This is a genomic window from Parabacteroides sp. KHUB-02, assembly GCF_056640955.1.
The window spans coordinates 517,937-543,175 of sequence record NZ_JBWQEV010000001.1; the positions used below are offsets into that span (position 1 = coordinate 517,937).

The window sequence follows — 25,239 nt, forward strand, 5'->3', positions numbered from 1 at the left end:
GTTCGGATAGGGCTTTTTGTTTTTGTGTTATTTTTTTCGTGTGGGCGTAAGTAGATCTGTTTCTATGATCGTATATAGATAAAGGAGAAGCCTTGAATTGTCTAATATAATACAAGAAATGTCCACATTGAGCATGAAAGACTATATTATTAAGAACCATGAGTTAGATAAATTTAAATTATTATATCTGGAGAATGCCCCCAGACTGATCTTTTATGCCTCGAAATATGTGGATAGCGATACGGCGGAAGATTTAGTGCATGATATATTCATCAAGATCTGGCAAAAGAAAGAGATTTATTCCGTGGAAGAAGGCTTGAAGACATACCTATTCCGTTCCGTTCAAAATGCTTGCCTCGATTACCTAAAGCATAAATCAATAGAAATGACTTATGCGGATGAGGTTGCTCGTAGACTAAAGATAGAGGAGATAGGTTATTATAATCAGTCGGATGCGGCGGAGCTGGAGAAAGAGCGTCTGGACTCCGTTTACCGGGAAATAGCCAAGTTACCGGACAGATGCCGAGAGGTTTTTACGTTAGCTTATGTGGACGGGAAGAAATCAGTGGAGATCGCAGGAATGCTAAATATCTCTCAACGTACGGTAGAGGCGCAACTCTATAAAGGATTGAAGATCATACGGAATGTGTTGGCGCTTCTGGCACTGGTTTTATTTTTTAGATGAAAATACGGTAGAATACGTAAGTAAAAAGAGGGAACCGGTCGTATATATTATAAATGAAACAGAAAATGGAATCTAATAATTCGATAGAAGAACTGATCATACGCTATTTGCAGAACGAGATTCAAGAGGATGAACTTCGGGTGTTGGATGCTTGGATTCATGAGAGTGACGCTAATAAAGCCCACTTCTTTGAGCTTAAGGGGCTTTTTGACACTCGGAAAGAAGTGGCGTTCTTGAACCACTATTCCGTGGAGCGTAGTTGGGAGCGAATGGCTGGAAAGCTGGATGCGATCTCTGGCGTATCTGTGAAATCCAAGGTCCTTGGCAAACAGTTCTGGCTTTCATTCTTGAGATATGCGGCGATTATCGTAATCGCTATGGGAGTAGGTGTGGGTATGAATCAATGGATAAGCAATCGTTTATATGCCGGCGATACGGAATATAACGAGATCGTAGTGGAAAAAGGCGGACGTGCGAACACGCTATTGCTATCCGACGGCAGTAAGATCATACTCAATGCCTCCACCCGTTTTAAATACCCCACCTCTTTTAATGGAGATGAGCGTGTGGTTCATCTGGAGGGTGAGGCCTATTTCGAGGTTGCGAAGAATCATTCGAAACCTTTCATCGTAAAACTAAAGAACCAACAAATCACGGTACTCGGAACCTCATTCAATATACAGGCTTTCAACGATGATCGCTTTAGCGTCACCACCTTATTAAGTGGTAGTATCCTGTTGGAATCTTTTGACGCTCAAGGACGGAAAATGAGTAGCATGAAGTTAAAGCCGAATCAACAAGCCCGGTCGGATAACCGGACCGGCTCTATTTTCTTGTCAGAGACAGATGCCTCGATCTCGAACGCTTGGGTAGGAGGGAAATATCGTTTCAAGGATGAGACCTTAGTCTCTATCGTAAAACGTCTGGAGAATTACTATGGGGTAAATATCCGCTTGGCGCATGACAGTCTGCGGAACATCCGCTACACGGGAACCTTCTCTTTGGATCAAGGTATACAAGAGGTGTTGGATATTATTAACTCGGAGAAACAATTCACTTTCATGAAAGACGGAAAAGATATTCTGATATCGGCGAGAAGCAAATAACAAAATAATAGATGTATAACCTTAAACATTGGAATTGCCTATGACAAATACTTGATCACAAAAAAAGAATCGGGACTGACACCACTCACCCCCGATCCTTATTCGTTCTTAATTTATGAATCACCTTTCTCGCCAGTCCGCTGAAACCGTGCGATTGAGGTAAGTCCTTAATAAAAAAACATTTACAAATTTATGGAAAAAGTTTGGAATAGTGATGATCTATTACCTAAAAAATTTAAATCAATCATGAAGATCACATTGCTTTTTTTAATACTGGGTATATTGCATGTCTCGGCGGATACCTATGCGCAAAAAGCTCAAGTTACAGTAGAAGTAAAGAGCGGGACGTTCTATGATGTCGTCTCGGAGATTGAGAAACAGACCGAGTTCATGTTTTTCTATAAGAGCGAGGATATCGATAATAGTAAGCAAGTGGATATACAGGTGAAGAATCGCCAAGTTACCGACGTGTTGAATGAGTTGTTGAAAAACACGAACTTGACCTACCGTATATCAGGTAAGCACATCACGATCTTGAAGAAAGACGCCGTACAGCAACAAAAGAAAAAGATCTCCGGTATCGTTACGGATCCGGATGGCATACCGGTTATCGGGGCCAATGTCGTGATTAAGGGTACGACGGTCGGTACCGTTACGGATCTGGATGGAAAGTTTAGCTTGGATGCGGCTAATAACGATATCCTGTCATTTTCCTATATCGGCTATGCGGAGCAAGAGATCGAGGTCGGGAATCGTACATTGTTTAACGTGAAGTTGGCCGAGGATTATAAAGCGCTTGAAGAGGTCGTTGTCGTTGGATATGGTACGATGTTGAAACGAAACTTGTCAACATCAGTGGGTTCCGTAGACTCGGAGAAGTTACTGGAACGTCCTAATGCCACAAACGTATTCCAAGGATTGGCCGGAAAGGTGGCTGGTGTTAATATCGCCTTAAATTCTGGTGCGCCGGGTGGTAGCCCTGCGATAAAGATCCGTGGTATTGGTTCTTTGAATTCTTCCAATACACCGCTATATGTGGTCGATGGTGTGGTTGGCGTGGATCCGGACCAGATTGATCCGAATATTGTCCAGTCTATCGATATCTTGAAAGACGCTACTTCCTCTTCTATTTATGGTGCGAGAGGTGCGAATGGTGTTGTGGTGATAACCACGAAGGAAGGTAAGAAAAATACGACGAACATCTCGTATAATACAGTTCTGTCTGCAGGAACGTTAGCTCGTAAGGTCGATGTCTTGAATGCGGAGGAGGCTTTGGATGTATTCAAGCGTGCTTATGAGGCTCAACCGGGACGTATCGCTCCCCATCTGGATCCGAGCAATATGTTTACACGTAAGAATGACCTGTTCAATCCGGACGGGACTCCGAAATATGATACGGACTGGCAGGATGCCGTAACCCGTACGGCTTTTTCTCATCAGCATTCACTTAGTTTCTCCGGAGGAAGCGATAAGCTGACCGCTGTGGCGAATGTAAGTTACAAAGATAATCAAGGTATAATGTTGGAGACCTATAAACGTCAGTTGAACGCGTTTATCAATGTCGGATGGGATTTGAAAGAATGGTTCCATTTACAGGCCATGTTGAATGTAGGATCTAGTAATGCCCGAAACTCGGAGAATGCGATCTCTCGGTATACATTGGAAGCATTGCCGTTCCTTCCTATCCAATATGAGGATGGTACCTATTCCCGTAAGGGGGATTATCCCGGTGCGGAAGATACGGAGAACCCCGTGAGGATTTTAAAGGAGCGTAAGAATATCGATAAGAATCAGTACACGTTGGCTAATGTGATCGGTACGTTTAAAATTACCTCTTGGCTAAAGTTAACGACTAGCTTCAGCCGTCAAGATGGTTCTTATATCAATTCATCTTATAACCCGAGTACCTTATTCGGCTATGGAGATACTCAAAAAGGTAAGGCGGAGAAAACGCATAAGAATACGATGTCGTGGACGAATGAGGACTACTTGACTTTTGATAAAAGCTGGAATAAGCATAACTTGAATGTCGTAGCGGGAGCTAGTTGGTATTACTCAAAAACAGAGAAAAGCGAGCTAGGGGCCGAGAATTTCTTCGATGATTATTTTGAGTATAATAATATGGGAGTCGGCACCGTACGTTCTAAGGTTGGCTCAGACTATACGGATAATAAGATGAATTCTTACTATGCCCGTATCAACTATAATTTTGACAATCGTTACTTATTGGGCGCTTCTTTCCGTGAGGATGGTTCTTCTCGTTTTGGCTTGAATAACCAATATGGTTTCTTTCCTTCATTCTCGGCCGCTTGGCGTGTATCCAATGAGAATTTCTTCGAGAACGCAAAAAAGGTGATTGATGATATGAAAGTCCGTTTGAGCTACGGTACGGTGGGTAACGCAGAAATCGGTGATTATGCGTCTATGGCACGTTATGAGAATAAACGCCTTCCTTTTGGCAAGGATATGACGACGATCGTTACGTTGAAAAGTATGGCAAATCCGGATTTACGCTGGGAGAAATCCAGACAACTTGACGCGGGTATCGATTTGAGTTTCTTTAATGGGCGTATCGAGTTTATGGCGGATTATTATCATAAGATTACGACTGATTTATTGTATGAGCTACAATTGCCTTCTAACTCAGGATATGAGAAGACTATGACAAATTTGGGTAAGATCCGTAATCAAGGTCTTGAGATGAGCTTGAATACACGCAATATCCAAAGCCGTGATTTCTTATGGACTACCTCTTGGAATTATACGATGAACCGCTCGATGGTACTGGATATAAATGATAATATTATCGGTAAGTGGGGAGGACGCATTGAAGAGGGACATCCTTTAAATGCTCTTTACGGCTATGTTCGCCTAGGTACATGGGGTACTGATGAGGCGGAAGAAGCCGCTAAGTATAATAAGAAACCCGGCGATATCAAGTATTGGGACAAGAATGGTAATGGAATGAAGGATGGCGAAGACCAAGACTATATCGGAAATGGCGCTCCTAAATTCGAGATGAATATGACAAATACATTCTCGTGGAAAGGCTTCACGTTTATGTTTGATTTGCAATGGGTATATGGTAATAAGTTGATTAACTTCACTCGCCAGTTGATGGGTAACCGTGTGACATTCTCCAATGCTTATGCGGACATTCCGGTGAACGCTTGGACGCCGGAAAACCAAAACACGATGGTGCCTAGCTTGCGCCTTCCGGGAGATGGATATGAGAATGACGTAGATTCTTGGAGTTGTGAGCCGGGTTCGTTCTTGCGTTTACGTAATATCGGCTTGAAATATGACTTTAGTTCCCGTATGCTTTCTGCCGCTCACATCAAGAGTTTATCCTTGGGATTCAATGTGGAGAATGCGTTCTTGATTACGAACTATTCTGGTAGTGATCCGGAGGTGACGAGTTATGATGCTGTATTTGAGCAAGGAGTGGATTTTTATACCTATCCCAAACCTCGTACGTATTCATTTACTTTAGGTGTTAATTTCTAATTGTTTAATCTTTACTTCGTAAAAAACTAAGATATGAAAAATAAAGCGCATGTATGGATGTGTGGCTTGCTTTCTGCGACAATGGCTTTTACATCCTGTACGAATTTTTTAGAGGAAGACCCGAAAACCTTCTTGAGTCCTTCTGAATATTATACGACAGAGAACCAGATAAAGGCGGCTGTGGATGGCACTTATGACGGGCTTGATGATCTGTTGAGTTCCGACCTCGAGATTGCTACAGTTCACCTTTTTAACTTGGAATATCTTGTAGGTACTAGTTATCGTCCTCGTGCGGCCGGTAATGAGCAGAACCAGTTCTTGTTGCTTTCCGGTTTGGAAGAGAGTAACGGCATTATTCGTAACTTCTGGAAGGCTACTTTCTTTCCTTTGGAAAATTGTAATAGCGTGATTCAAAATGTTTCCGCTACGGATATTATTAGCGAGAGCCAGAAAGCGAAGTATCTGGGAGAGGCTTATTTCTTGCGGGCATATTACTATTTCCAAGGGGTACAATTATTCGGGGATATCCCGTTGAAGACGGAACCTACGGTAGACTTGAATACGGTGAAGATCCCCAGGTCTCCTAAGGAAGATATTTATAACCAGATCGTGGAAGACTTGAAAAAGGCGGAGCAGTCCGGGCTGGATTGGAGTGATAAAACAGGCCATGTCTCTATGGGAGCGATCAAGACCCTTTTAGCTAAGGTTTATTTGACAATGGCAGGTTATCCGCTTCAAAAAGGAAATGAGTATTATCAATTGGCTTACGAGAAAGCCAAGGAGGTTATTGATAGTGGAGCCTTTAGCTTGTTCGCTGATTATAAGGATTTGCGTGCGTCAGAGAACGAAAATAGTGGTGAGCATATTTTTATGATCCAGCGTGAGGCGCAAGATGCCGGGGCTCCTTTCCATTTTGGCCTTTTGCCTTATCCGGAACAACCGATTTCCATTACTCCGGCTTATGGGGGTGGTTTGGCTCCTCGTAAAGAGTTTTATGAAAGTTATGATGACCAAGATATTCGTAAACGGAATGAGGAGTTTTTCTATACTTCTAAACCCAAATATGGTGATCCGGAGACAACGATTACTTTGGATGTTCCTTATTTATGCAAATATTGGGATGAGAATGCCGAATCTACAGGAAAGAGCGGGGCGAATATTCCGGTTTACCGTTATGCGGACGTTCTATTAATGTGTGCGGAGGCAAAAGCTACCTTGGATGGTGGATCTACTTCCGACGCTATAGCTGTGGATGCTTATTTCCAAGTTCGTCACCGTGCGTTGCCCAATGAGGCGAGACCGACTTCAATCACGGTTGATCAAGTATTGAAAGAACGTGCGTGGGAACTCTGTTATGAGTTTACAGGATGGTATGATATGTTGCGTACTCACCGTGCGTTTGATCCGGTTTCGAAGCAAATGGTTGATTTATTCGGCTATCAGGCGGTTAATCATACGTATCCGTTTAAAGAATCGGATTTGGTTTTCCCGGTACCTTTGCGTGAGAAAGAACTGAACCCTCTGCTTGGTGAGGATGTCGTTCGCTAAAAGTAAGCGGGCGATTCTCTAGACTAGAGGTGTGTGGAAGGATATTACTATCCGTAGTAATCCGGATTATTATCCATGATAAATACGATTACTATTGATAGTAATATTTTTTAACACGGTATATATTATTCATCACAGAAAATTAGAGAAGAGAGAAATAGAGATGAAAAGATATGTTTTGTTTGTCTGTTTGCTTTTATCAGGTCTTGCAGGAGTATATGCTCAGTCGATAGCTCCGTTTCAGAAAGGAGATCGGATCGCCTTCGTGGGAAACAGCATTACTTGCGGTGGGCATTATCATTCATATATCTGGCTGTATTATATGACCCGTTTCCCGGATCAACGCATCGATATCTTTAACGAGGGAGTAGGTGGGGATGTAGCCGAGATGATTTACCAGCGGTTGGATAAGGTTTTCGAACATGAGCCTACGGTGGTGACGCTATCTTTTGGCATGAACGATGTCGGCTATATGGATTTTCGGAAGCCGGGGGCGGATACGATCGCCCGGAACCGGGTAGAGAAAGCTTGCCGGGATTATGCCCTTATCGAGGAGGTCTATAAGAAGTATCCGGAGGTGAGGAAAATCTTGATCGGAAGCTCTCCTTATGACGAGACTTCTCGTTTCAATAAGGTCGCTTTCCCGGGGAAGAATACGCCAATCTTGGAGATCGTGGATTTCCTGAATGCCCGGGCCCGGGAGAATCAATGGGGATTCGTGGATTTTAACCGCCCGATGGTAGCGATCAACCAATGGGAGCAAGCGGAGGATTCCATGTATACCTTATGCGGGAAGGATCGTATACATCCCTCTACGGACGGGCATCTGGTCATGGCTTATCTCTTCTTGAAGGCGCAAGGTCTGGCCGGTAAGCCGGTAGCCGATATCCGGATAGACGGAGCGGGGAAAAAGGTGACTCGCTCGGATAATTGCCGTGTCTCGGATTTGTCTGTTTCCTCGGATAACCTTACTTTTACGTACGAGGCGAAATCGCTTCCGTATCCTATCGATACCTCTTATTATGATAATGAGAAACATACGCAGGCAGATGCCTTGAGTGTTATCCCTTTTATGGATGAGATGAATTATGAGGGATTGTCCGTGAGCGGTTTGTCGGATGGATATTACGGGTTGACGATCGGTGGGGAGTTTATCGGTCGTTTTACGGCGAGGGAGTTGGAGCGAGGTGTCAATATGGCTCTTCTTCAGAATACCCCGCAGTATAAACAAGCGATGAAGATCCGCCAGATGAACGAGGAACGCTGGTTGAAAGAGCGTAAGATGCGTGAATTTTATTGGGTGGAATATAACTTGATGCGGAAGACGGGCATGCTTTGGGCCTGCAACGAGGCTGCCGTGGATACCTTGCGCAAATACCGTCCCCACGACATCTTCTTGCAATGGAACGGCGACCTTTGGCTACAATACATGCACAAGGGGATTCGTGAGGATTGCGTGAATGAGCAACAGGATCTGGTTAACCAGATCTATGAGCAAAATAAACCAATCCCCTTGCGAATAGAGATCAAGAAATTTACAGACTTGTAGAGACGGGGCGTGCCCCGTCTCCCACCGACTGGAAGTATTCTAAATGTGAATTAATAGTACATATTATATGAAAAAGAAACTAGCGATATTCGTATTAAGCCAATTCTTGTTGGCCGGTTGGGCAGATGCCCAACAAGCCTATTTCATCGATGGCTATCATGGCGGTATCTACGGGCATTACCCGGTGGGGCAGACCGCCTTTATCGCCCAGAAATTAAGGCAGAATCCCAACTGGAATATCAATATCGAGATCGAGCCTGAATCATGGGAAGTCGTACGGCAACGAGACCCTGAAGGTTACGAGGCTTTCAAGCGCTTATTTAAGGATCAATCCGTGGAGAGTGGGCGGATCGAGTACGTAAACCCGACCTATGCCCAAAGTTATTTCTTCGGAACATCAGGCGAGAGCGCTATCCGCCAATTCGAATATGGAATGCGGCTAATCCGGAAACATTTCCCTGAGGCGGTATTCACCACCTATTCGGCGGAGGAGCCTTGCTTTACCAGTTGCCTGCCTTATATATTGAAGTCATTCGGCTTCTCGTATGCCTCTACTAAGAACCCGAATACGATGTGGGGTGGCTACGTAAGCGCCTACGGAGGTGAGTTGGTGAATTGGGTAGGGCCGGATGGTACGAGACTTACCACCGTCCCCCGTTACGCCTGCGAGGATTTACAACCCGGCTCTTGTTGGCAGTCCATCTCGTGGTTCAATACGGAGGACTACATCCATAAATGCTTGGATGCCGGCATCCAGCACCCGGTCGGCATGTGTATCCAAGATGCCTCATGGAGCCATGGTTGGGATAAAGGCCCTTGGCTGGGACAGGATACGACGGGCTATTATACGCCGACCGCCTATAAGACTTGGCGGAATTATATCCAAGACTGTTCCGTCGGGACTACTCAGGATGATTGGCATTTCTCGCAAGAGAATGTCCTAGGTGGCTTGATGTGGGGAACGCAGGTCATGCAGCGTTTGGCCGGAGAGGTACGGGTAGCCGAGAACGCTATCGTCCGTGCGGAGAAAATGGCGGCTTACGCTCGCTTATACAAAGGCATGGAATGGCCGACTGAACGTATCGATGAGGGATGGCGCACGCTTCTATTGTCGCAGCATCATGATTGCTGGATCGTTCCTTACAATCGATTACAAGGGAAAAAGACATGGGCGGAGACGGTTACGGATTGGACTGGGGTGACCAATCAAAACAGCCGTCAGATAATTGATAACGCTTTGTCCTTATTGAAAGAAAAGGAAGGTGAATCCACGGTGTACGTATATAATACCTTGGCTACCGACCGGAATGAATTGGTGGCGGTGGAAGTTCCCGTCTCATGGAGAAACTCGGATTGGGTGGTTCTTGATAAGCAAGGAAAGAAACAACCGGCTCAATGGTTGACGGAAGACGGCATTTCAAAACTCTTGTTTCGTGCGCAAGTCCCCTCAGCCGGTTATGCCTCTTATGCGATCCGGAAGGCAGAGGATAAACAGTCTGGAACCTTGAAGGCTGAGAGACAGAAAGACGGTACGTTTCGCATGGAAAGTGATTTATACACCTTGGTGCTAAACCCCTCTAAAGGAGGTGTAATAGAAAGCTTGAAAGCGAAAGCCGTACGAGGCAAGGAATTCGTGGATAACCGGAATGAACGTGGGTTTAATGAGCTTCGGGGATATTTTATCGATGAGGGCGGTTTCCTTTCCAGTATGGATCAACCGGCTGAGGTGAGCGTGTTGGAGCAAGGGCCCTTATTCGTGAAGGTGGCTGTGAAAGGCAAGATCGGAAAGTATTCATTTACCCAAACGATCCGGTTAACGCAGGGAGAGCCTCGCATCGATATGAATGTTAAACTGGATTGGACAGGAAACCCTCGCATTGGTGAGCCGGGTATCGAATTCCGTGCGGATAATCCCCGTAAGGCATTTTATGACGACCGTTACAAACTTTTGGTGTATCTGCCTACCCAGATCGCCAACCAACAGATTTATAAGGACGCTCCGTTCGATGTTTGCGAGAGCCGGTTGGAGAATACCTTTTTCAATCGTTGGGATAGCATCAAGCATAATATCATTTTGAATTGGGTGGATGTAGCGAGCAAGGATAACTCTTGCGGTCTGTCATTATTCACGGATCATACGACCAGCTATGCGCATGGTAAGGATTTCCCATTGGCCTTGAACGTACAATACGCCGGTAAAGGCTTGTGGGGCCGGGATTATATCATAGACCGTCCGACCGAGATCTCGTATGCCTTGATCCCTCATGCCGGAACTTGGGAGAAAAGCCGTATTTGGACACAAAGCGAACGACGCAATGAGCCTTTGGTCGCAACCTTGGGTGGCGATGCTACCTTGACATCCGGTTCCCTTTTCCGGATAGAGAATAATGCCTACGAGTTGGTTTCTATGACCTATAAAGGGAATGACCTTTATATCCGCCTATTCAATGCCCAAAGCGATGCCTCCCCTAAAACGATAATCTTCCAAGGACAAGACGTGAAAGCGAGCTTGGTGGAATTGGATAACCGTCTGGTTGAGGACTTAACCGTCACCGAGAAGAAAGGCGCCAGTTCAATGCGTCTTTCTATCCCCCGTTACGGAATAAGGACATTAAAACTAAGCTGTAAGAATATCTAATGTAGAGACGGGGCATGTCCCGTCTCTCTTTATCCCTAATTAATCCCCGTTTCTCTTGCCTCTTTCGGTGGAAAGATGTTATTTTGCATCCCGAATTAAAAGAATAGGCGTTATGTTGAAATTCTTCAAGACATGGACACTCCCTATCTCCATGTTAGCGGGTGCGATAGGGTATTTTGTTTTCGCCAATGTTACTTTTCTGGAGCCTACAAAGCCGTTCATGTACACTTTAATAGCGTATCTGACGCCCTTTTTGATTTTTGCGCAGTTGCTCCTGACCTTCTGTAAGATCTCTGTCCGGGAATTGATGCCCAGCCCTTGGCACGGTTGGCTATTGCTTATCCAAGCGATTTCCAGTTTGGTGCTTGCCGCCTTATTGCTCTGGCTGCCAATGAGAGAGGAATACCGGGATGTGTTCGAGGGAGCGATGGTCTGCCTGATTTGCCCGACCGCTACGGCGGCCGCCGTGATTACGGGTAAATTAGGGGGAAGCGCCTCTAGTCTGACTACTTATACCTTATTATCGAATCTATTAGCTGCGATTGTCGTGCCGCTGGTCTTCCCATTAGTGGAACCGCATGCCGAGATTACTTTCTTCGCCGCATTCTTGAAGATCTTGGGAAAAGTCTTCCCATTGCTGTTATTCCCGTTTTTCCTCGCTTTGTTCTTGCGTAGATTCATGCCGCCTATCCATCGCTTCCTTGCGGGGCTTCGGGATATGGCCTTTTATCTCTGGGCCGTCGCTCTAGCTATCGTGACCGGGCAGACCGTGAAATCCTTGGTCAATAGCGAGGCGGAGATTTATGTAGAAATCCTGATCGCTTTAGGCGGCTTGATAACCTGTATCGCGCAGTTTTATTGGGGAAAGCGCATCGGCACGAAATACAATGACCGTATTAGTGCCGGACAAGCCTTGGGACAAAAAAATACCGTGTTAGCGATCTGGATGTCTTACACCTATTTGAACCCTCTATCCTCCGTTGGCCCCGGAAGCTACGTGCTCTGGCAAAATCTGTTTAACAGTTATCAGTTATGGAAAAAGAGAAAGAATGAGCTTGAATAAAGACATATCGGAGTTGTTGATTATGAGGAAAATCTTGTTGACTCAATGGCGGTTATGTTATCTGTTTGAGTATAATAATTATTCATATTTATGAGAAAGGAACAAACGGATGAAAATAGTTGGGAATTTCATCTGACAGATAAGATCGCCCATCTTTCCAAAATGACCTTGGAAATGCATACGGAGTTTTGGCTTAGTACACTCCAGACATGGTTTCGTGGCTATCAAACACCCGAAGAGTATAAAGCGACGATTTGGGGGAGGGAGGTAGACCTATGCATCTCCATCGCTCCCTTGGAGACACCGACCGAGAAATTACCTATCATTGAAGAGAAATCGGCAAAAGGTAAGAATGAGCTGCTTCCCCCGGAACAGCAAGCCTACGTAGACGAACTCAAAAAGAAGATAAAAGCTCTCAAAAAACTCCTGCCGCCTAAGGTGGACGAGGCGTTAGAGCAACGCTATTTGGATTACATGAACGCCGAGAGGATTAAGGTAATCATTCAAGACTGCACCAAGATATGGAGCAACCCGGATTTGCCCGTTGAAGAAAAAATCAGTCAGCTCATTCCTTATAAAATTGAATTATATGACCTTGTGCGTAATGTCCAACTGCCGGATGATTTGATGCGTGCGGATACGAATATTTCAATTACAATGGCCACTATTCAATTCTTTGCGCAAAGCGTAGAGAAAAATGCGAAGAAAAACAAAATAAAAACACCCAAGCAGGTACGTCAATTAGTGAAATTTACCAATGACATCATTACTCGCATGGATGAGGGTCAGAATAAGCTAAACGGCGTTGAGCGAGATATGACTAAGGAAGAGTCTAAAGCCTATGATGCTTATCTTGATATAAAGATTGGAGCAAGGTCTGTCCTTCACTCGTTTGAAAAACGATTGGAGTTATACGAGCGACTTTGGGAAATGCCCTCGGTCTCTACCGGTACTAAGATTGAATGTTTGAATGAGGCCATCAAACTTATCCGGAAGCAATGCGGTAAAAACCTGGAGCCCCGTTGTCCGCACGAATCCCTTATCCGGAAACATCTGAAAGCTATTAGTGGCTATATGAATAAGCTGGAAGAAGAAGGGGAAGCGATATGGCAATTGCGCATGGCCGACGAATTGCTCCCGACAGCAAACGCATGGCGGGAAGATTGTGAACTTCCGGCATTGTCCAGAGAGGAGTTTGCCTCCCAGGTAGAATTGCAATCTGTTCATATAGAGACCAAGGAGAAAGAAGACGGCTCCATCCATTACGAACTGGAGCTTTTTTTCCAAGACACGGAAGACACTTTCGCCGGCCACTTCCTATATGCTGATATTGAGGACCATGAGGTGAAGGAGATAACGTTAATGGGATAGTTACATTCTATGTTTGTCCACAAGGATTTGCAAGGTAAAGTCTCTTTACGATACTTTTGGGGCCCGTTCGATTGTAAGCAGGCTCCTTTTTTTGTCGATACCTCCTGCGTATCCGGTTAAGCTGCCATCGCTGCCTACGACACGGTGGCAGGGGATGATGATACTGATCGGGTTATGGCCTACCGCTCCTCCGATCGCTTGCGTAGACATGCTCGGGATACCTTTTTGCCGGGCGATTTCGCCGGCGAGCTCCTTGTAGGTTACGACTTCGCCATAAGGTATTTTGCTCAATAAGTCCCATACCGCAAGTCGGAAAGGCGTATCCTCCAGATGGATAGGAGGGGTGAAGCTGGGAATCTTACCCATGAAATAGCTATCCAGCCACTCTTTGGCTTGCTCGAATATCGGCAGTTCTCTTTCTTGGTGTTCCGCCGATAAAGTGGCGGCAAAATATTTTTGCCCGTCGAACCATAATCCTGTCAGGTGGTCGCCATCGCTGGCTAGGGTTATTTCTCCCAAGGGAGATCGATATTTGTCGGTGTATTGCATGGATGTTTATCAAATAAGGGCGTAAGTTAGAAAAATTTTCGAAAGTAGCCAATATCTAAGGGCGGAAATGAGATAAGGAATCCTACTTTTATTTATATTTGCATAGTGAAATTTCGTGAACGGATAATACTTCAACATTTTTAAACAATGATAAAATTATGATCTTAAGTAGAAATTTATCAGAGGCAATCAATGCCCAAGTGAATGCGGAGATGTGGTCTTCGAATTTGTATTTGTCAATGTCCGTGTATTTCCAGAAAGCAGGGTTGAACGGTTTCGCCCATTGGATGAAGAAACAAGCGGCTGAGGAATTGGAGCATGCTCATAAGTTGATCGATTACGCCTTGGATCGTGGCGGCGATATTACGATCGGCCAGATCAACGTGGTTCCGACAGGCTGGGGAAATCCGTTGGAGGTATTCGAGCATGTTTACAAACACGAGTGCTATGTATCAGAGTTGATCGACAAATTGGTTGATATCGCCGAGGCTGATAAGGATCATGCTTCCCGTGATTTCTTGTTCTGGTTCGTACGCGAGCAAGTAGAGGAAGAATCTACGGCTAAAGAGATCGTGGATCAATTGAAGAATTATGGGGAATGCCATTACGCCATTATGGATCATAGATTAGGAAAGAGATAATACATGTTTTACGAAGTTAACTTCGTTGTCGAATGAAGTTAACTTACTTTGCCAAGTAAGCTAAGTGACATTGCCTAGTAAGTTAAGAGTGTTGGCAATGTTACTTAGCTTCATTTTTTTATCATGTCAAATTAGTAGCGTATCATTTATAGATAGGGACGATGAAATTAAGCGATGTATGGTTTACGGCTCTCTCGGAAAACGAGTCAGGGCAAATGATTACCGTTTACGGGCGGGACGAGTTGAATGAGTTCACCGAATCCGGTAAGTTCAAGGAACGTGTCGAGATCACTTGGAAATACGAGGGAGATGGGAGAGGCCTTCCTAGCGATGACCTTGGCGAGAAAATGGAGGCCGTGGAGGAAGCGCTTCGTAAGGCGATGGAAAAGAAAGACAAGCTGGCTATCCTGACGGGTGTCTATACCGGAGGAGGAGAGAAGGTCTGGGTGTTTTACACACGTACCGTGCGTGTATTCGGCGAACGCTTGAATGAGGCCTTGGCTCCTTTCGAGTTACTGCCCATCTCTATTTATACCGAGATGGATCCGGATTGGGAAGAATATAAGGATATGTATGAGATGAAAGAGTGGGCGGTGGATTGAGCGTATGTAGGCATCGCCCCACACGTATATAGATATCGGTCTACGCCAGTATACGTGTGTAGGTTTATGTCGATATACGTGTGGGGCGATGCCTATATACGTATTTTTACCGGCTCATCAAGAAAGATTTGAATCCCTCGAAATCTTTTGCCAGCTCGATGCTTTGCTTGGTTCCTTCCATGAAGGCTTTCAGTTTCGCCGGGATCTCGATATCTGCCTCCAATATCTTATCGACCGTTCCTTTGAATTTGGCGGGATGGGCGGTCTCGAGGAATAGACCCGTCTCGGTCTCGCTTAGGTCGCTGTCTAGTAATCCTTGGTAGCCACAGGCTCCGTGCGGGTCGAGGATATATCCCGTCTCTTTATAGACGGCTCGCATCGTAGAGGCGATTTCCTCGTCCGTATAGCGATGTCCGGAGATCAGTGCGCATATTTCTTTATGAGGATCATTGAATGCGCCGAATAGGTCGATGATACGGGCGAAATTACTCGGATCGCCTACATCCATGGCGTTCGCTAGGGTGGCGACTGATGGGCGGGGTGTATAAGTTCCTGTATTCAGGTATTCCAAGAATACGTCGTTACGGTTGTTTGCCGCTACGAAACGCTTGATAGGGAGCCCCATCCAATAGGCGAACAATCCGGCGGTGATGTTTCCGAAATTACCGCTCGGCACGCAAACGACCAGCTCGTCCGCTTTTCCCAGCTTGTCCAGCTGAGCGTAAGCGTTGAAATAGTAGAACGATTGGGGCAAGAAACGGGCTACGTTGATGGAGTTCGCCGAGGTCAGTTTCATATGACGGTTTAATTCCTCGTCCATAAAGGCGGATTTAACCAGCGCTTGGCAATCGTCGAACGTGCCGTCTATCTCCAATGCCGTGATGTTCTGTCCTAATGTCGTGAACTGGCATTCCTGTATCGGGCTGACCTTTCCCTTGGGATAAAGCACATACACGTGAATGCCCGGAACGCCTAGGAATCCGTTGGCGACGGCGCTTCCCGTATCGCCGGAAGTAGCTACCAATACGTTTACTTGCTTCAATCCCTCTTTCTTTATGAAATAACCGAGCAGACGAGCCATGAAGCGCCCTCCTACATCCTTAAAGGCCAATGTAGGCCCGTGAAATAACTCTAAGCTATAGATATTATCCTTTACGGGTACCACCGGGGTCTCGAAGGAGAGCGTATCTTTTACGATACCGTCCAATACCTCCGGTTCTATGTCTTCCCCGAAGAACATCCGTGCTACCGTGCAGGCGATCTCGTGGAAGGACTGGTTCTTCATGTTGGCTATCACCTCCTCGTCCAAGGAGTCGATATACTCGGGCATATATAATCCCTTATCGCCGGCCAGACCTTTTACGACGGCCTCTTCTAGGCTGGCTACAGGGGCTTGTTTGTTTGTGCTGTAATATTTCATGCTCTAATCGTTTAGAAATTCTTTTATAAATTGATCTTTTTCCAGTATGCCATATTTGCCGTTTGATACGGAGAACTCATCAAATGTGGTAACGGAGTCGGGTTGCTCGCCCGGCTTGTAAATCAGGAATGGAACTGGGGTATTCGTATGCGTACGTATGGAGCAAGGAGTGGGGTGGTCCGGAAGGATAGCGATTGCTACCGGCTCGTCCCATTTTTGCGTTTCCTCGTAGATGATACGTACGGCACGGTTGTCCAGATACTCTATCGTCTTGATCTTTAGGTCTACGTCTCCCTCATGCCCGGCCTCGTCGCTTGCCTCGATATGCAGGTAGACGAAGTCGTTTGTCTTGAGGGCCTCAAGGGCGGCGTGCGCTTTTCCCTCGTAGTTCGTGTCGTATAATCCGGTAGCTCCCTCTACGTGAAGCACCTCGAGGCCGGCGTAAACGCCGATTCCCCGGATGAGATCGACGGCGGAGATCACGGAGCCTTTCCCGAAGCCGTACATCTCCCGCATCGTTCGCATGGCCGGACGGTAACCCGGAGACCAAGGCCAGATACTGTTCGCCGGATCTTTCCCCGCTGCCATACGTTTGAGGTTCACTGGGTGATCCTTTAAGATCTCTTGGGACTTGAGGATTAATTCGTTTAATAAATCGGCGGTCTCTCGTGCTTCCGGAACTTCCGGTTTTATCATTAAAGGCCGGAAAGGATGGAGGGGTACGTCGTGTGGTGGCGTGCAATCCAGACGCTTATCGCCTCCTTTGATTACCAATAGGTGGCGGTAGGAGACACCCGTATAGAACTTGACACGGTCGGAGCCTAATCGCTCGTTCAGGCATTGGATCAACTCGTCCGCTTCCTCCGTGGAGATATGGCCGGAAGAGTGATTCTTCAAGATGTCGCCTTCTACGCAGATTAAGTTACAACGCATCGCCATCTCGCCGGGTTGCAGGGCGACGCCTATACTGGCGGCTTCCAATACACCCCGTCCCTCGTATACGGAGGGCAGGTCATAGCCTAATACCGCCATGTTCGCGACCTCGCTACCGGGATGGAAACCATCCGCTACGGTTTTCATCTGCCCGGTTACTCCCAGTTCCGCCAATTTATCCATATAAGGAGTGTTGGCGTATTGCATCGGGGTCTTGCCTCCCAGAGCCTCTATCGGCTCGTCGGCCATTCCATCGCCTAAAATGATAATGTGCTTCATACCTATCGAATATTAGCAATGGATATGATGTCGGCGAATACGCCTGCGGCTGTCACGTCGGCTCCGGCACCATATCCCTTGATGATCATTGGATATTCATGATATCTCTCGGTGGAGATCATGATAATATTGTTGCTGCCCTCCAGTTCATAGAACGGATGGTGGCTGTCTACGGCTTGTAGGCCTACCTCGCAAGCGCCGTTCTCCATCTTCGCCACGAAACGGAAGCGTTTGCCTTCCGCTTCCAGTAGCTGGCGTTTCTCCTCGAAACCGGCATCTGTATCCTTGATATTCTTCCAGAAGTCCTCAAGGGAACCCTCGAAGTACTTTTCCGGGATGAACAGGTTCCGTTTTACGTCGGCTTGCTCCACCGGATAACCGGCCTCACGGGCCAAGATAACCAGCTTACGGATTACGTCTTTGCCGCTAAGGTCGATACGTGGGTCCGGCTCGGCGTATCCGGCTTCCTTTGCCATATGGATCGCCTCGCTGAAAGGAATATCGGCGCTGATCGTATTAAAGATATAATTCAGCGTACCGGAAAGTACGGCCTCCAGTTTCAATATATGGTCGCCGCTATTGATCAAATCGTTCATCGTATTGATGATCGGGAGGCCGGCGCCTACGTTCGTCTCGAACAAGAACTTGATGTCGCGGTGGCGGGCGGTCTCCTTGAGCTTGGTATAATTATCGTAGGAGGAGGAGGCCGCTTCTTTATTAGCCGCCACGACGGATACGTTATTGTTCATCAACGTCTCGTAAAGAGCCGCCACGTCCGGGCTTGCCGTGCAATCCACGAATACGGAGTTGAAGATATTCATCTTTACGATCTCTTCGCACAGATGCTCCGGGTTGCTCTCTTCCCCGTTCTCCTTCAGCTCCTCCAGGTAATTGTCGAGGTTGATCCCTTCCCGGCATAAAAGGGCTTTCTTGGAGTTTGAGATACCTACGACATTCAGCTTCAAACCGTTTTGCCGCATCAGTTTCGGTTGCTGGATGCGTATCTGTTCCAATAAATTGCCGCCTACGGTTCCTACACCGGCGATGAAAAGGTTCAATACCTTATATTCGGATAGGAAAAAAGAGTCATGAATGGAGTTCAACGCCTTGCGAAGGTATTTATGCTTGATAACGAAAGAGATATTCGTCTCGGAAGCGCCTTGGGCGCAAGCGATCACGCTGATGCCCGCACGTCCCAGCGTACCGAACAGCTTCCCGGCGATACCCGGGGTACGTTTCATGTTCTCGCCTACAATAGCGACGGTAGCCAGATCTTTCTCCGCTACGGTATCGTTCATATCACCCTGCGCACGTTCCAAGGCGAACTCGTCGTTCAATACTTGTACGGCCAAATCAGCGTCGGCGTTACGTACGGCGAAAGTCGTATTATTCTCGGAGCTGGCCTGCGATACCATAAATACGCTGATGCCATTCTTGGCGAGCGTCTTAAAGATCCGGTAGTTCACGCCGATCACGCCCACCATACCTAAACCTTGTACCGTGATTAAACAGGTATCGTTGATGGAGGAGATACCCTTGATGATGGCCTTGCCTTCCTCTTTCACCCGCTCTTTCGAGATATAGGTTCCGGGAGCGGTCGGGTTGAAGGTATTCAAGATACGGATCGGGATATTCTTATGATAAACTGGATAGATCGTCGGCGGATAGATTACTTTCGCCCCGAAGTTACACAACTCCATCGCCTCCGTGAAAGTAAGCCGGTCGATTACGTAGGCGGAGCTGATCACACGGGGATCAGCGGTCATGAAACCATCCACGTCCGTCCATATCTCCAAGGTGTTAGCGTCTAAGGCGGTTGCCAAGATGGAGGCGGTATAATCCGATCCCCCTCGTCCGAGGTTCGTAACCTCTCCGGTTTCCGTGCTGGAAGATATGAATCCGGGCACCAAGGAAACCTTGGGCAGCGGCGAGAAGGTCTCTTTTATGAGCTTGTTGGTCAAGTCGAAATCCACAATATGCTTGTTGAATTGCTTGACTGTCTTGATATATTTGCGTGAGTCGAACAACTTAGCGTCCTTGATCACGTTCGAGACGATCAAGGAAGATAGGCGCTCGCCATAACTTACGATCGTATCGGATGTCTTGGCGGATAAATCGTTAATCAAATAAACACCTTTGAAAATATTGCTCAATTCATCCAGTAAAGCCATCACTTTCTTCTGGACATCCATGCGTACCTCCTTGTCCTCTATCACTCCCTCGATCACGTCCAGATGGCGGGCGATGATCTCCGATAATTCTTTCTCGTAGGCAAGGTCGCCTTTAGAAGCCATGGTAGAAGTGGCCAGTAATTTATCGGTGATGCCCCCTAAGGCGGAGACAACCACGATTACGGGCTCTTCGATAGCCTCTACTATTTTCTTTACACTTAAGATACTATTCACGGAACCTACGGATGTTCCGCCGAATTTTAATACTTTCATCGATATGTATTTTTAATGGTTCATCGAGGATTGACAATCAAAAAAAGGCTTTTTCATGATTAGCAACCGACAATAACCGATTGATTAAACTTATTTATGTAAAAGGAGAAATAAAAAAGGATGCAATACGAGATTGCGACATAGCGTGACGTGGTCTACGCGAATGCTTATTAATAGATTCTAACCCCCCAAGGGGTCATCAATGCCCATGTATAATATGAGGACTCTACACTCATCATTGATTTTGTATGCTACTTATTCTTTTATATTATGGGGGCAATATTACGCATTATTTTTCATATTGCAAGCGTTTTTGCTAAAAGATTGACTATTTTGTTGTTCAAGGTCCGCCCGGCTCTTGCTTTGGGTCACTAAATAGACGCCGGAGAAAACAAGTGCGGCTGATACTAGTTTCGTTACGCTAAAACTATCCTGACCGATGAATACGGCGATAAAGGAAGCTACGATCGGTTGGATATAATTGTACATGCTGACGGTAGTCGGGCGGATTCGCTTTAAGGCCAGCGGTATTAATAAATAGGGTATGAACGTGGCCCCGAATAATACGAAGAAAATGGCTCCCAGCTCTTGGCCGTCGAAGACCTCTTTATGGAAAGCCGGGGTATTCCAGATGGACTCGATAGCGAAAGGCAGGGTAATCAGCGTGGAGAACAGGAACATCCATTTCATCATCGTGACGGATGAGTACTTGAGTGTTAGTGGCTTGGATACTACCAAATAGATCGAGTACATGAATCCGCTAACCGTAATCAAGAGGTTTCCCCCTAGACTGCTCGCTTGATTGGAACCTTGCGTGGATTGTAGTATTAAGGAGATCGCCCCGCATATACCAAGCAGTACCCCGAACGTTTTCATCCGTGTGATAGGTTCCTTTAGGATCAGGGCCGCCAAGATCATGACAAAGATGGGGACGGCGGTCGCTATGATGGAAGCGTCTACCGGCGACGTGGTATTCAATCCCCAGATAAACAGCCCTTGGTTCAAGCCTACTCCGCAAAGGGCGCAAAGGCATAGAAGTCCCAAGTCCTTCAACGGCACTTTCTCATAGGGAACGAATAGGGAGGTGATCCAGAACATCACGCAAGCGAAGCTCATCCGCATACTGGTTAACGCCTCGGGTTGCACATGCTCGGGGAGTAGATCTTTGGATACGGGCATATTAATGGCGAACAGGATGTTGGCCGCTAAAATAAGGAGATGCCCTTTTAGCTTTTCTTGATTCATCATGAGTACGATCCTAGATTGGTATAATATAATGTATACAGGCTTATGTTTTGGTGAGCAAAGGTCTTACTTTTTTTTGTAAATAAGAAATGATCCGTTAGTAAAGTGTTTTACATACGGATCATTGTCTGTTTAGTCAAGGATGCATCCCGTTTTTATTACGATGAAACGGCCGCTCCTCCCATGATATCCAGCAATTCGTTGGTGATGGCTTGCTGGCGGGTTTTATTATATTGCAAAGTTAATTGTTGGATTAAATCGTTCGCGTTGTCGTTGGCGGTCTGCATAGCCATCATACGGGCGGCGTGCTCGGCGGTCGAGGTGTCGAGTAGGATCGTATAGATGGTTAGGTTCAGCAATTTCGGGAAAAGCCGGTTACGCAACTCTTCCGCCGAGGGCTCAAGGATGTAGTCGGTGGCTGTTTCCGCCGCTTCCGTATCCGAGAGGGAAAGGGGAAGATACGTCTTGTGGGTTACGACTTGTGTCGCCATGTTCTTGAAATGGTGATACAGTAATTCCACCCGGTCCGCTTTACCCGTGACGAACAGCTCCATGAGACGGTTCGCCAAGGATACGGCGCTTTCATAAGACGGTTTTTCGCCGATCATGATGAAATCAGTGTCGAAGCTATACCCCGCTTTATGAAGCTCATCCGCTATTTTCTTGCCGATAGGGTAGAGGCCTACCTCTATTTGCTGGTTCTTATAAGTCTGGATCGTGGCGGATAACTCTTTCCATATATTGGCATTGAATGTCCCGCATAAACCCGTGCTCGAGGCGAATACGGCGATAGCCACCTTGCTCACCTTACGCTGTTCGGTGTAAGGTGAGTCTAGGTCGCATTCCGCCGAAAGAAGACCGTTTAAGATAGCGGATAGTTTATTAGCATATGTAAGTGTATGCTCGGTTTGCGTCTGGGCATGATGAAGCTTGGCCGACGATACCATTTTCATGGCGGCGGTGATCTTCTGCGTGCTCCGTATAGAGGCGATCCTGACTTTTATTTCTTTCAATGAACCCATAGCTCCTTCGCTGTTTTTTCCAATATGCCTCGTATCTCATCATTGATAACGCCGGTCTTTAAGACATCCAGTACGTCCCGTTGATGAGAGGTCCGTAATTCTTGCAAGAACCTTGCCTCGAACTCATGCACCTTGTCCAATGGAACCTCTTTCAGCAGACCTTGCGTTCCGCAATAAAGGATCGAGATTTGCTCTTCCACCGGCATCGGGCTATATTGAGGCTGTATCAGTAACTGGGTATTCTTCTGCCCCTTATCGATCGTGAAAGCGGTGACGGCATCCATCTCGCCCCCGAACTTGGAGAATGATTCCAATTCACGGAACTGAGCCTGATCGATTTTCAAGGTACCCGCTACCTTTTTCATCGCCTTTAATTGCGCGTTACCGCCTACACGGGAAACAGAGATTCCGACGTTGATAGCCGGGCGGTTCCCTTGGTTGAATAAATCGGTCTCAAGGAATATCTGTCCGTCGGTGATAGAGATCACGTTGGTCGGGATATAAGCCGATACGTCTCCCGCCTGAGTCTCGATGATCGGTAAAGCGGTCAAGGAGCCACCGCCTTTCACCTTGTCTCTCATGCTTTCGGGGAGATCGTTCATCTCACGGGCTACCTCCGGCTGGTTGATGATCTTGGCGGCACGTTCCAATAGGCGGGAGTGCAGGTAAAAGATATCACCCGGGTACGCCTCACGTCCGGAAGGACGGCGAAGGATCAAGGAAACCTCACGGTAGGCGACCGCCTGTTTGGACAGATCGTCGTAGACCACCAAGGCGTGTCGTCCGCTATCCCGGAAGTACTCTCCGATGGCCGCTCCGGCGAACGGGGCGAAATATTGCATGGCTGCCGGGTCGGAGGCGGTCGCGCTTACGACAATCGTATAGTCCATGGCGCCTTTCTCTTGCAAGGTGTTCACCAAGGCCGCTACCGTGGAACCCTTTTGCCCGATCGCCACGTAAATACAGTAAACCGGGTTCCCTGCCTCGTAGTTGCTACGTTGGTTGATGATGGTATCGATAGCGATCGAGGTCTTTCCCGTCTGCCGGTCGCCGATGATCAACTCACGTTGTCCCCTTCCGATAGGGATCATAGCGTCTACGGCCTTGATACCGGTTTGCAAAGGCTCGTTTACCGGCTGACGGAAGATCACGCCCGGAGCCTTGCGCTCAAGCGGCATCTCGCAAGTCTCGCCAAGGATCTCGCCTTTCCCGTCAATCGGGTTTCCCAATGGGTCGATCACACGCCCGATCATCCCCTCGCTGACATCGATAGAGGCGATGCGGCCCGTGCGTTTTACGGTGTCGCCCTCCTTGATTCGGTCGGTCGGACCTAAAAGGACGGCGCCTACATTATCTTCCTCCAAGTTCATCACGATCGCTTCCATCCCGTTATCGAATTGAAGCAACTCGTTCGCCTCCGCATTATCCAGCCCGTAGATGCGGGCCACGCCGTCACTCACCTGCAATACGGTCCCGACCTCCTCCAGCTTGATGCTGGTATGGATTCCTTCCAATTGCTGGCGCAGGATGGAGGAGACTTCACTCACTTTTATCTGTTCTGTCATACTTCTTCTTTTTTATCTGTTTTCGAGTAGCCCGGTACGGATATCCCGTAGTTGCGTCGCATAGCTAGCGTCTATCCGGTAATTGCCGATGCGTAGGCGGAAGCCCCCGATTAGTTCCGGTTCCACATGGCCGGAGAACTCGATCGTGCATCCCGTCTCTTTCCGCAGCTTGTCTTGCAGGTGAGACTTGACCGCATCGTCTACCGTTACGGCCGTGTCGAATCGTACCCGGGTAATCTTTTTCTCTTTCTGGTACAAATGGATATAAATGTATGCGATGAAGGGCAGTAACGTCTCCCGTTTATGGGCTAATACCAGATTGATAAAACGTGTATATAGCTCGCATACCTCGATACCTCCCGCCGCCGTAAGCAATTTCACTTTCTCCGGTACGGAAACGATCGGGTTGCTCAAGGCACCCCTAAGCTCCGGCTCCATCGAGAAGCTGTCCGCCAACATCTTCATATCATCATATACCCGGCTTTCCTGTCCCTTGTCTTTCGCTAGGGAGAAAAGCGCCTTGGCATACCGGGAAGAAATAGTTCCTATATCCATACCTTACGATTTACTAAACGATACCTCATCCAGCAGCCGGTCGATCATCTGTTGTTGTTCCTTATCCCGACCGATTTTCTCTTTCATTACTTTCTCTGCGATAGCGATAGACAGATCCGCTATCTCCGAGCGGACTTCGCGAATAGCTTTCTCTTTTTCTTCGCGGATACGCCGGGTAGCCTCCTCTATCTGCAGATGTGCCTCGGAGACGGCCTTTTTACGTGCCTCCTCGATGATCCGCTCCTTTTCGGCAAAGGCTTCCTTCAGGACGGCGTTTTGCTTTTCCTTGGCCTCGGCTAGCATCTTCTCGCCCTCGGCTTGGATATGGGCAAGTCGCTCATTCGCCTGACGTGCCGTCTCTAAGGAATTGTCAATGTAAGCTTTCCGTTGTTCGATTGCCTTGACGATCACGGGAAAACCGTATTTGGAAAGGATCACGAAGACAATCCCGAATGAAACGATCATCCAGAATAGAAGCCCTGAATCCGGTGTTAATAAAGACATAGTTTGTTACTTT

At 47.0% G+C, this 25,239-nt stretch carries 19 protein-coding genes; 10 read left to right on the forward strand and 9 right to left on the reverse strand.

Annotated features, from left to right (window positions below):
- Positions 1-118: 118 nt before the first annotated feature.
- The 8 genes from ACYIA1_RS02440 to ACYIA1_RS02475 all read left to right on the forward strand — a co-directional run bounded on the left by ACYIA1_RS02440 (position 119) and on the right by ACYIA1_RS02475 (position 13,467).
- A complete protein-coding gene (locus ACYIA1_RS02440) occupies positions 119-685 on the forward strand; it encodes an RNA polymerase sigma-70 factor (RefSeq protein ID WP_008778039.1) in 567 nt (188 codons plus the stop codon).
- A gap of 65 nt (positions 686-750) precedes the next feature.
- Positions 751-1,791 (forward strand): FecR family protein, encoded by a 1,041-nt coding sequence (locus ACYIA1_RS02445; protein ID WP_272057171.1) that lies wholly within the window; start codon positions 751-753, stop codon positions 1,789-1,791.
- A gap of 246 nt (positions 1,792-2,037) precedes the next feature.
- Positions 2,038-5,298, forward strand: coding sequence for a TonB-dependent receptor (locus ACYIA1_RS02450; RefSeq protein ID WP_480334271.1), 3,261 nt, complete (start codon positions 2,038-2,040; stop codon positions 5,296-5,298).
- A 33-nt stretch (positions 5,299-5,331) separates the two neighbouring features.
- A complete protein-coding gene (locus tag ACYIA1_RS02455) occupies positions 5,332-6,846 on the forward strand; it encodes a RagB/SusD family nutrient uptake outer membrane protein (protein ID WP_009018572.1) in 1,515 nt (504 codons plus the stop codon).
- A 163-nt stretch (positions 6,847-7,009) separates the two neighbouring features.
- Positions 7,010-8,395, forward strand: a complete 1,386-nt coding sequence (locus tag ACYIA1_RS02460) for an SGNH/GDSL hydrolase family protein (protein WP_480334274.1) — start codon at positions 7,010-7,012, stop codon at positions 8,393-8,395.
- Between the two features lie 67 nt (positions 8,396-8,462).
- Positions 8,463-11,033, forward strand: coding sequence for a glycoside hydrolase family 38 C-terminal domain-containing protein (locus ACYIA1_RS02465; protein WP_272059942.1), 2,571 nt, complete (start codon positions 8,463-8,465; stop codon positions 11,031-11,033).
- 112 nt (positions 11,034-11,145) lie between these two features.
- The gene (locus ACYIA1_RS02470) at positions 11,146-12,096 is read left to right on the forward strand and encodes a transporter (RefSeq protein WP_048928027.1); all 951 of its coding nucleotides are present in this window, start codon (positions 11,146-11,148) and stop codon (positions 12,094-12,096) included.
- Between the two features lie 90 nt (positions 12,097-12,186).
- The gene (locus ACYIA1_RS02475; protein WP_480334277.1) at positions 12,187-13,467 is read left to right on the forward strand and encodes a DUF2262 domain-containing protein; all 1,281 of its coding nucleotides are present in this window, start codon (positions 12,187-12,189) and stop codon (positions 13,465-13,467) included.
- A gap of 45 nt (positions 13,468-13,512) precedes the next feature.
- On the opposite strand, the gene ACYIA1_RS02480 is transcribed toward ACYIA1_RS02475, so the two are convergent.
- Complete coding sequence (locus ACYIA1_RS02480; RefSeq protein ID WP_008780811.1) at positions 13,513-14,016, reverse strand: methylated-DNA--[protein]-cysteine S-methyltransferase; 504 nt, start codon at positions 14,014-14,016, stop codon at positions 13,513-13,515.
- A gap of 158 nt (positions 14,017-14,174) precedes the next feature.
- On the opposite strand from ACYIA1_RS02480, the gene ACYIA1_RS02485 reads away from it, so the two are divergent.
- Both ACYIA1_RS02485 and ACYIA1_RS02490 read left to right on the forward strand, forming a co-directional pair.
- Complete coding sequence (locus ACYIA1_RS02485) at positions 14,175-14,657, forward strand: ferritin (protein ID WP_044545844.1); 483 nt, start codon at positions 14,175-14,177, stop codon at positions 14,655-14,657.
- 161 nt (positions 14,658-14,818) lie between these two features.
- Entirely contained in the window at positions 14,819-15,259 is a 441-nt protein-coding gene (locus ACYIA1_RS02490) for a DUF695 domain-containing protein (RefSeq protein WP_122144277.1), read from the forward strand.
- A gap of 106 nt (positions 15,260-15,365) precedes the next feature.
- On the opposite strand, the gene thrC is transcribed toward ACYIA1_RS02490, so the two are convergent.
- The 8 genes from thrC to atpF form a co-directional block, all read right to left on the reverse strand.
- Positions 15,366-16,679 (reverse strand): threonine synthase, encoded by a 1,314-nt coding sequence (gene thrC / locus ACYIA1_RS02495; RefSeq protein WP_258920201.1) that lies wholly within the window; start codon positions 16,677-16,679, stop codon positions 15,366-15,368.
- A 3-nt stretch (positions 16,680-16,682) separates the two neighbouring features.
- A complete protein-coding gene (locus tag ACYIA1_RS02500) occupies positions 16,683-17,891 on the reverse strand; it encodes a cofactor-independent phosphoglycerate mutase (protein WP_146375633.1) in 1,209 nt (402 codons plus the stop codon).
- A gap of 2 nt (positions 17,892-17,893) precedes the next feature.
- The gene (thrA, locus tag ACYIA1_RS02505) at positions 17,894-20,335 is read right to left on the reverse strand and encodes a bifunctional aspartate kinase/homoserine dehydrogenase I (RefSeq protein WP_005861780.1); all 2,442 of its coding nucleotides are present in this window, start codon (positions 20,333-20,335) and stop codon (positions 17,894-17,896) included.
- Between the two features lie 282 nt (positions 20,336-20,617).
- Positions 20,618-21,583 (reverse strand): DMT family transporter, encoded by a 966-nt coding sequence (locus tag ACYIA1_RS02510; RefSeq protein WP_480334281.1) that lies wholly within the window; start codon positions 21,581-21,583, stop codon positions 20,618-20,620.
- Positions 21,584-21,738: 155 nt separating this feature from the next.
- A complete protein-coding gene (locus ACYIA1_RS02515) occupies positions 21,739-22,602 on the reverse strand; it encodes a F0F1 ATP synthase subunit gamma (protein WP_480334283.1) in 864 nt (287 codons plus the stop codon).
- Positions 22,590-24,167 (reverse strand): F0F1 ATP synthase subunit alpha, encoded by a 1,578-nt coding sequence (atpA, locus tag ACYIA1_RS02520; RefSeq protein WP_005865921.1) that lies wholly within the window; start codon positions 24,165-24,167, stop codon positions 22,590-22,592. The genes ACYIA1_RS02515 and atpA overlap by 13 nt, the downstream gene beginning before the upstream one ends.
- A 12-nt stretch (positions 24,168-24,179) precedes the next feature.
- On the reverse strand, positions 24,180-24,722 hold the full coding sequence (locus tag ACYIA1_RS02525; RefSeq protein WP_057326390.1) for a F0F1 ATP synthase subunit delta: 543 nt from the start codon (positions 24,720-24,722) through the stop codon (positions 24,180-24,182).
- 3 nt (positions 24,723-24,725) lie between these two features.
- Positions 24,726-25,226 carry a F0F1 ATP synthase subunit B gene (gene atpF, locus ACYIA1_RS02530; RefSeq protein WP_005861790.1) on the reverse strand — a complete coding sequence of 167 codons (501 nt, stop codon included), beginning with the start codon at positions 25,224-25,226 and terminating at the stop codon, positions 24,726-24,728.
- Positions 25,227-25,239 lie beyond the last annotated feature (13 nt).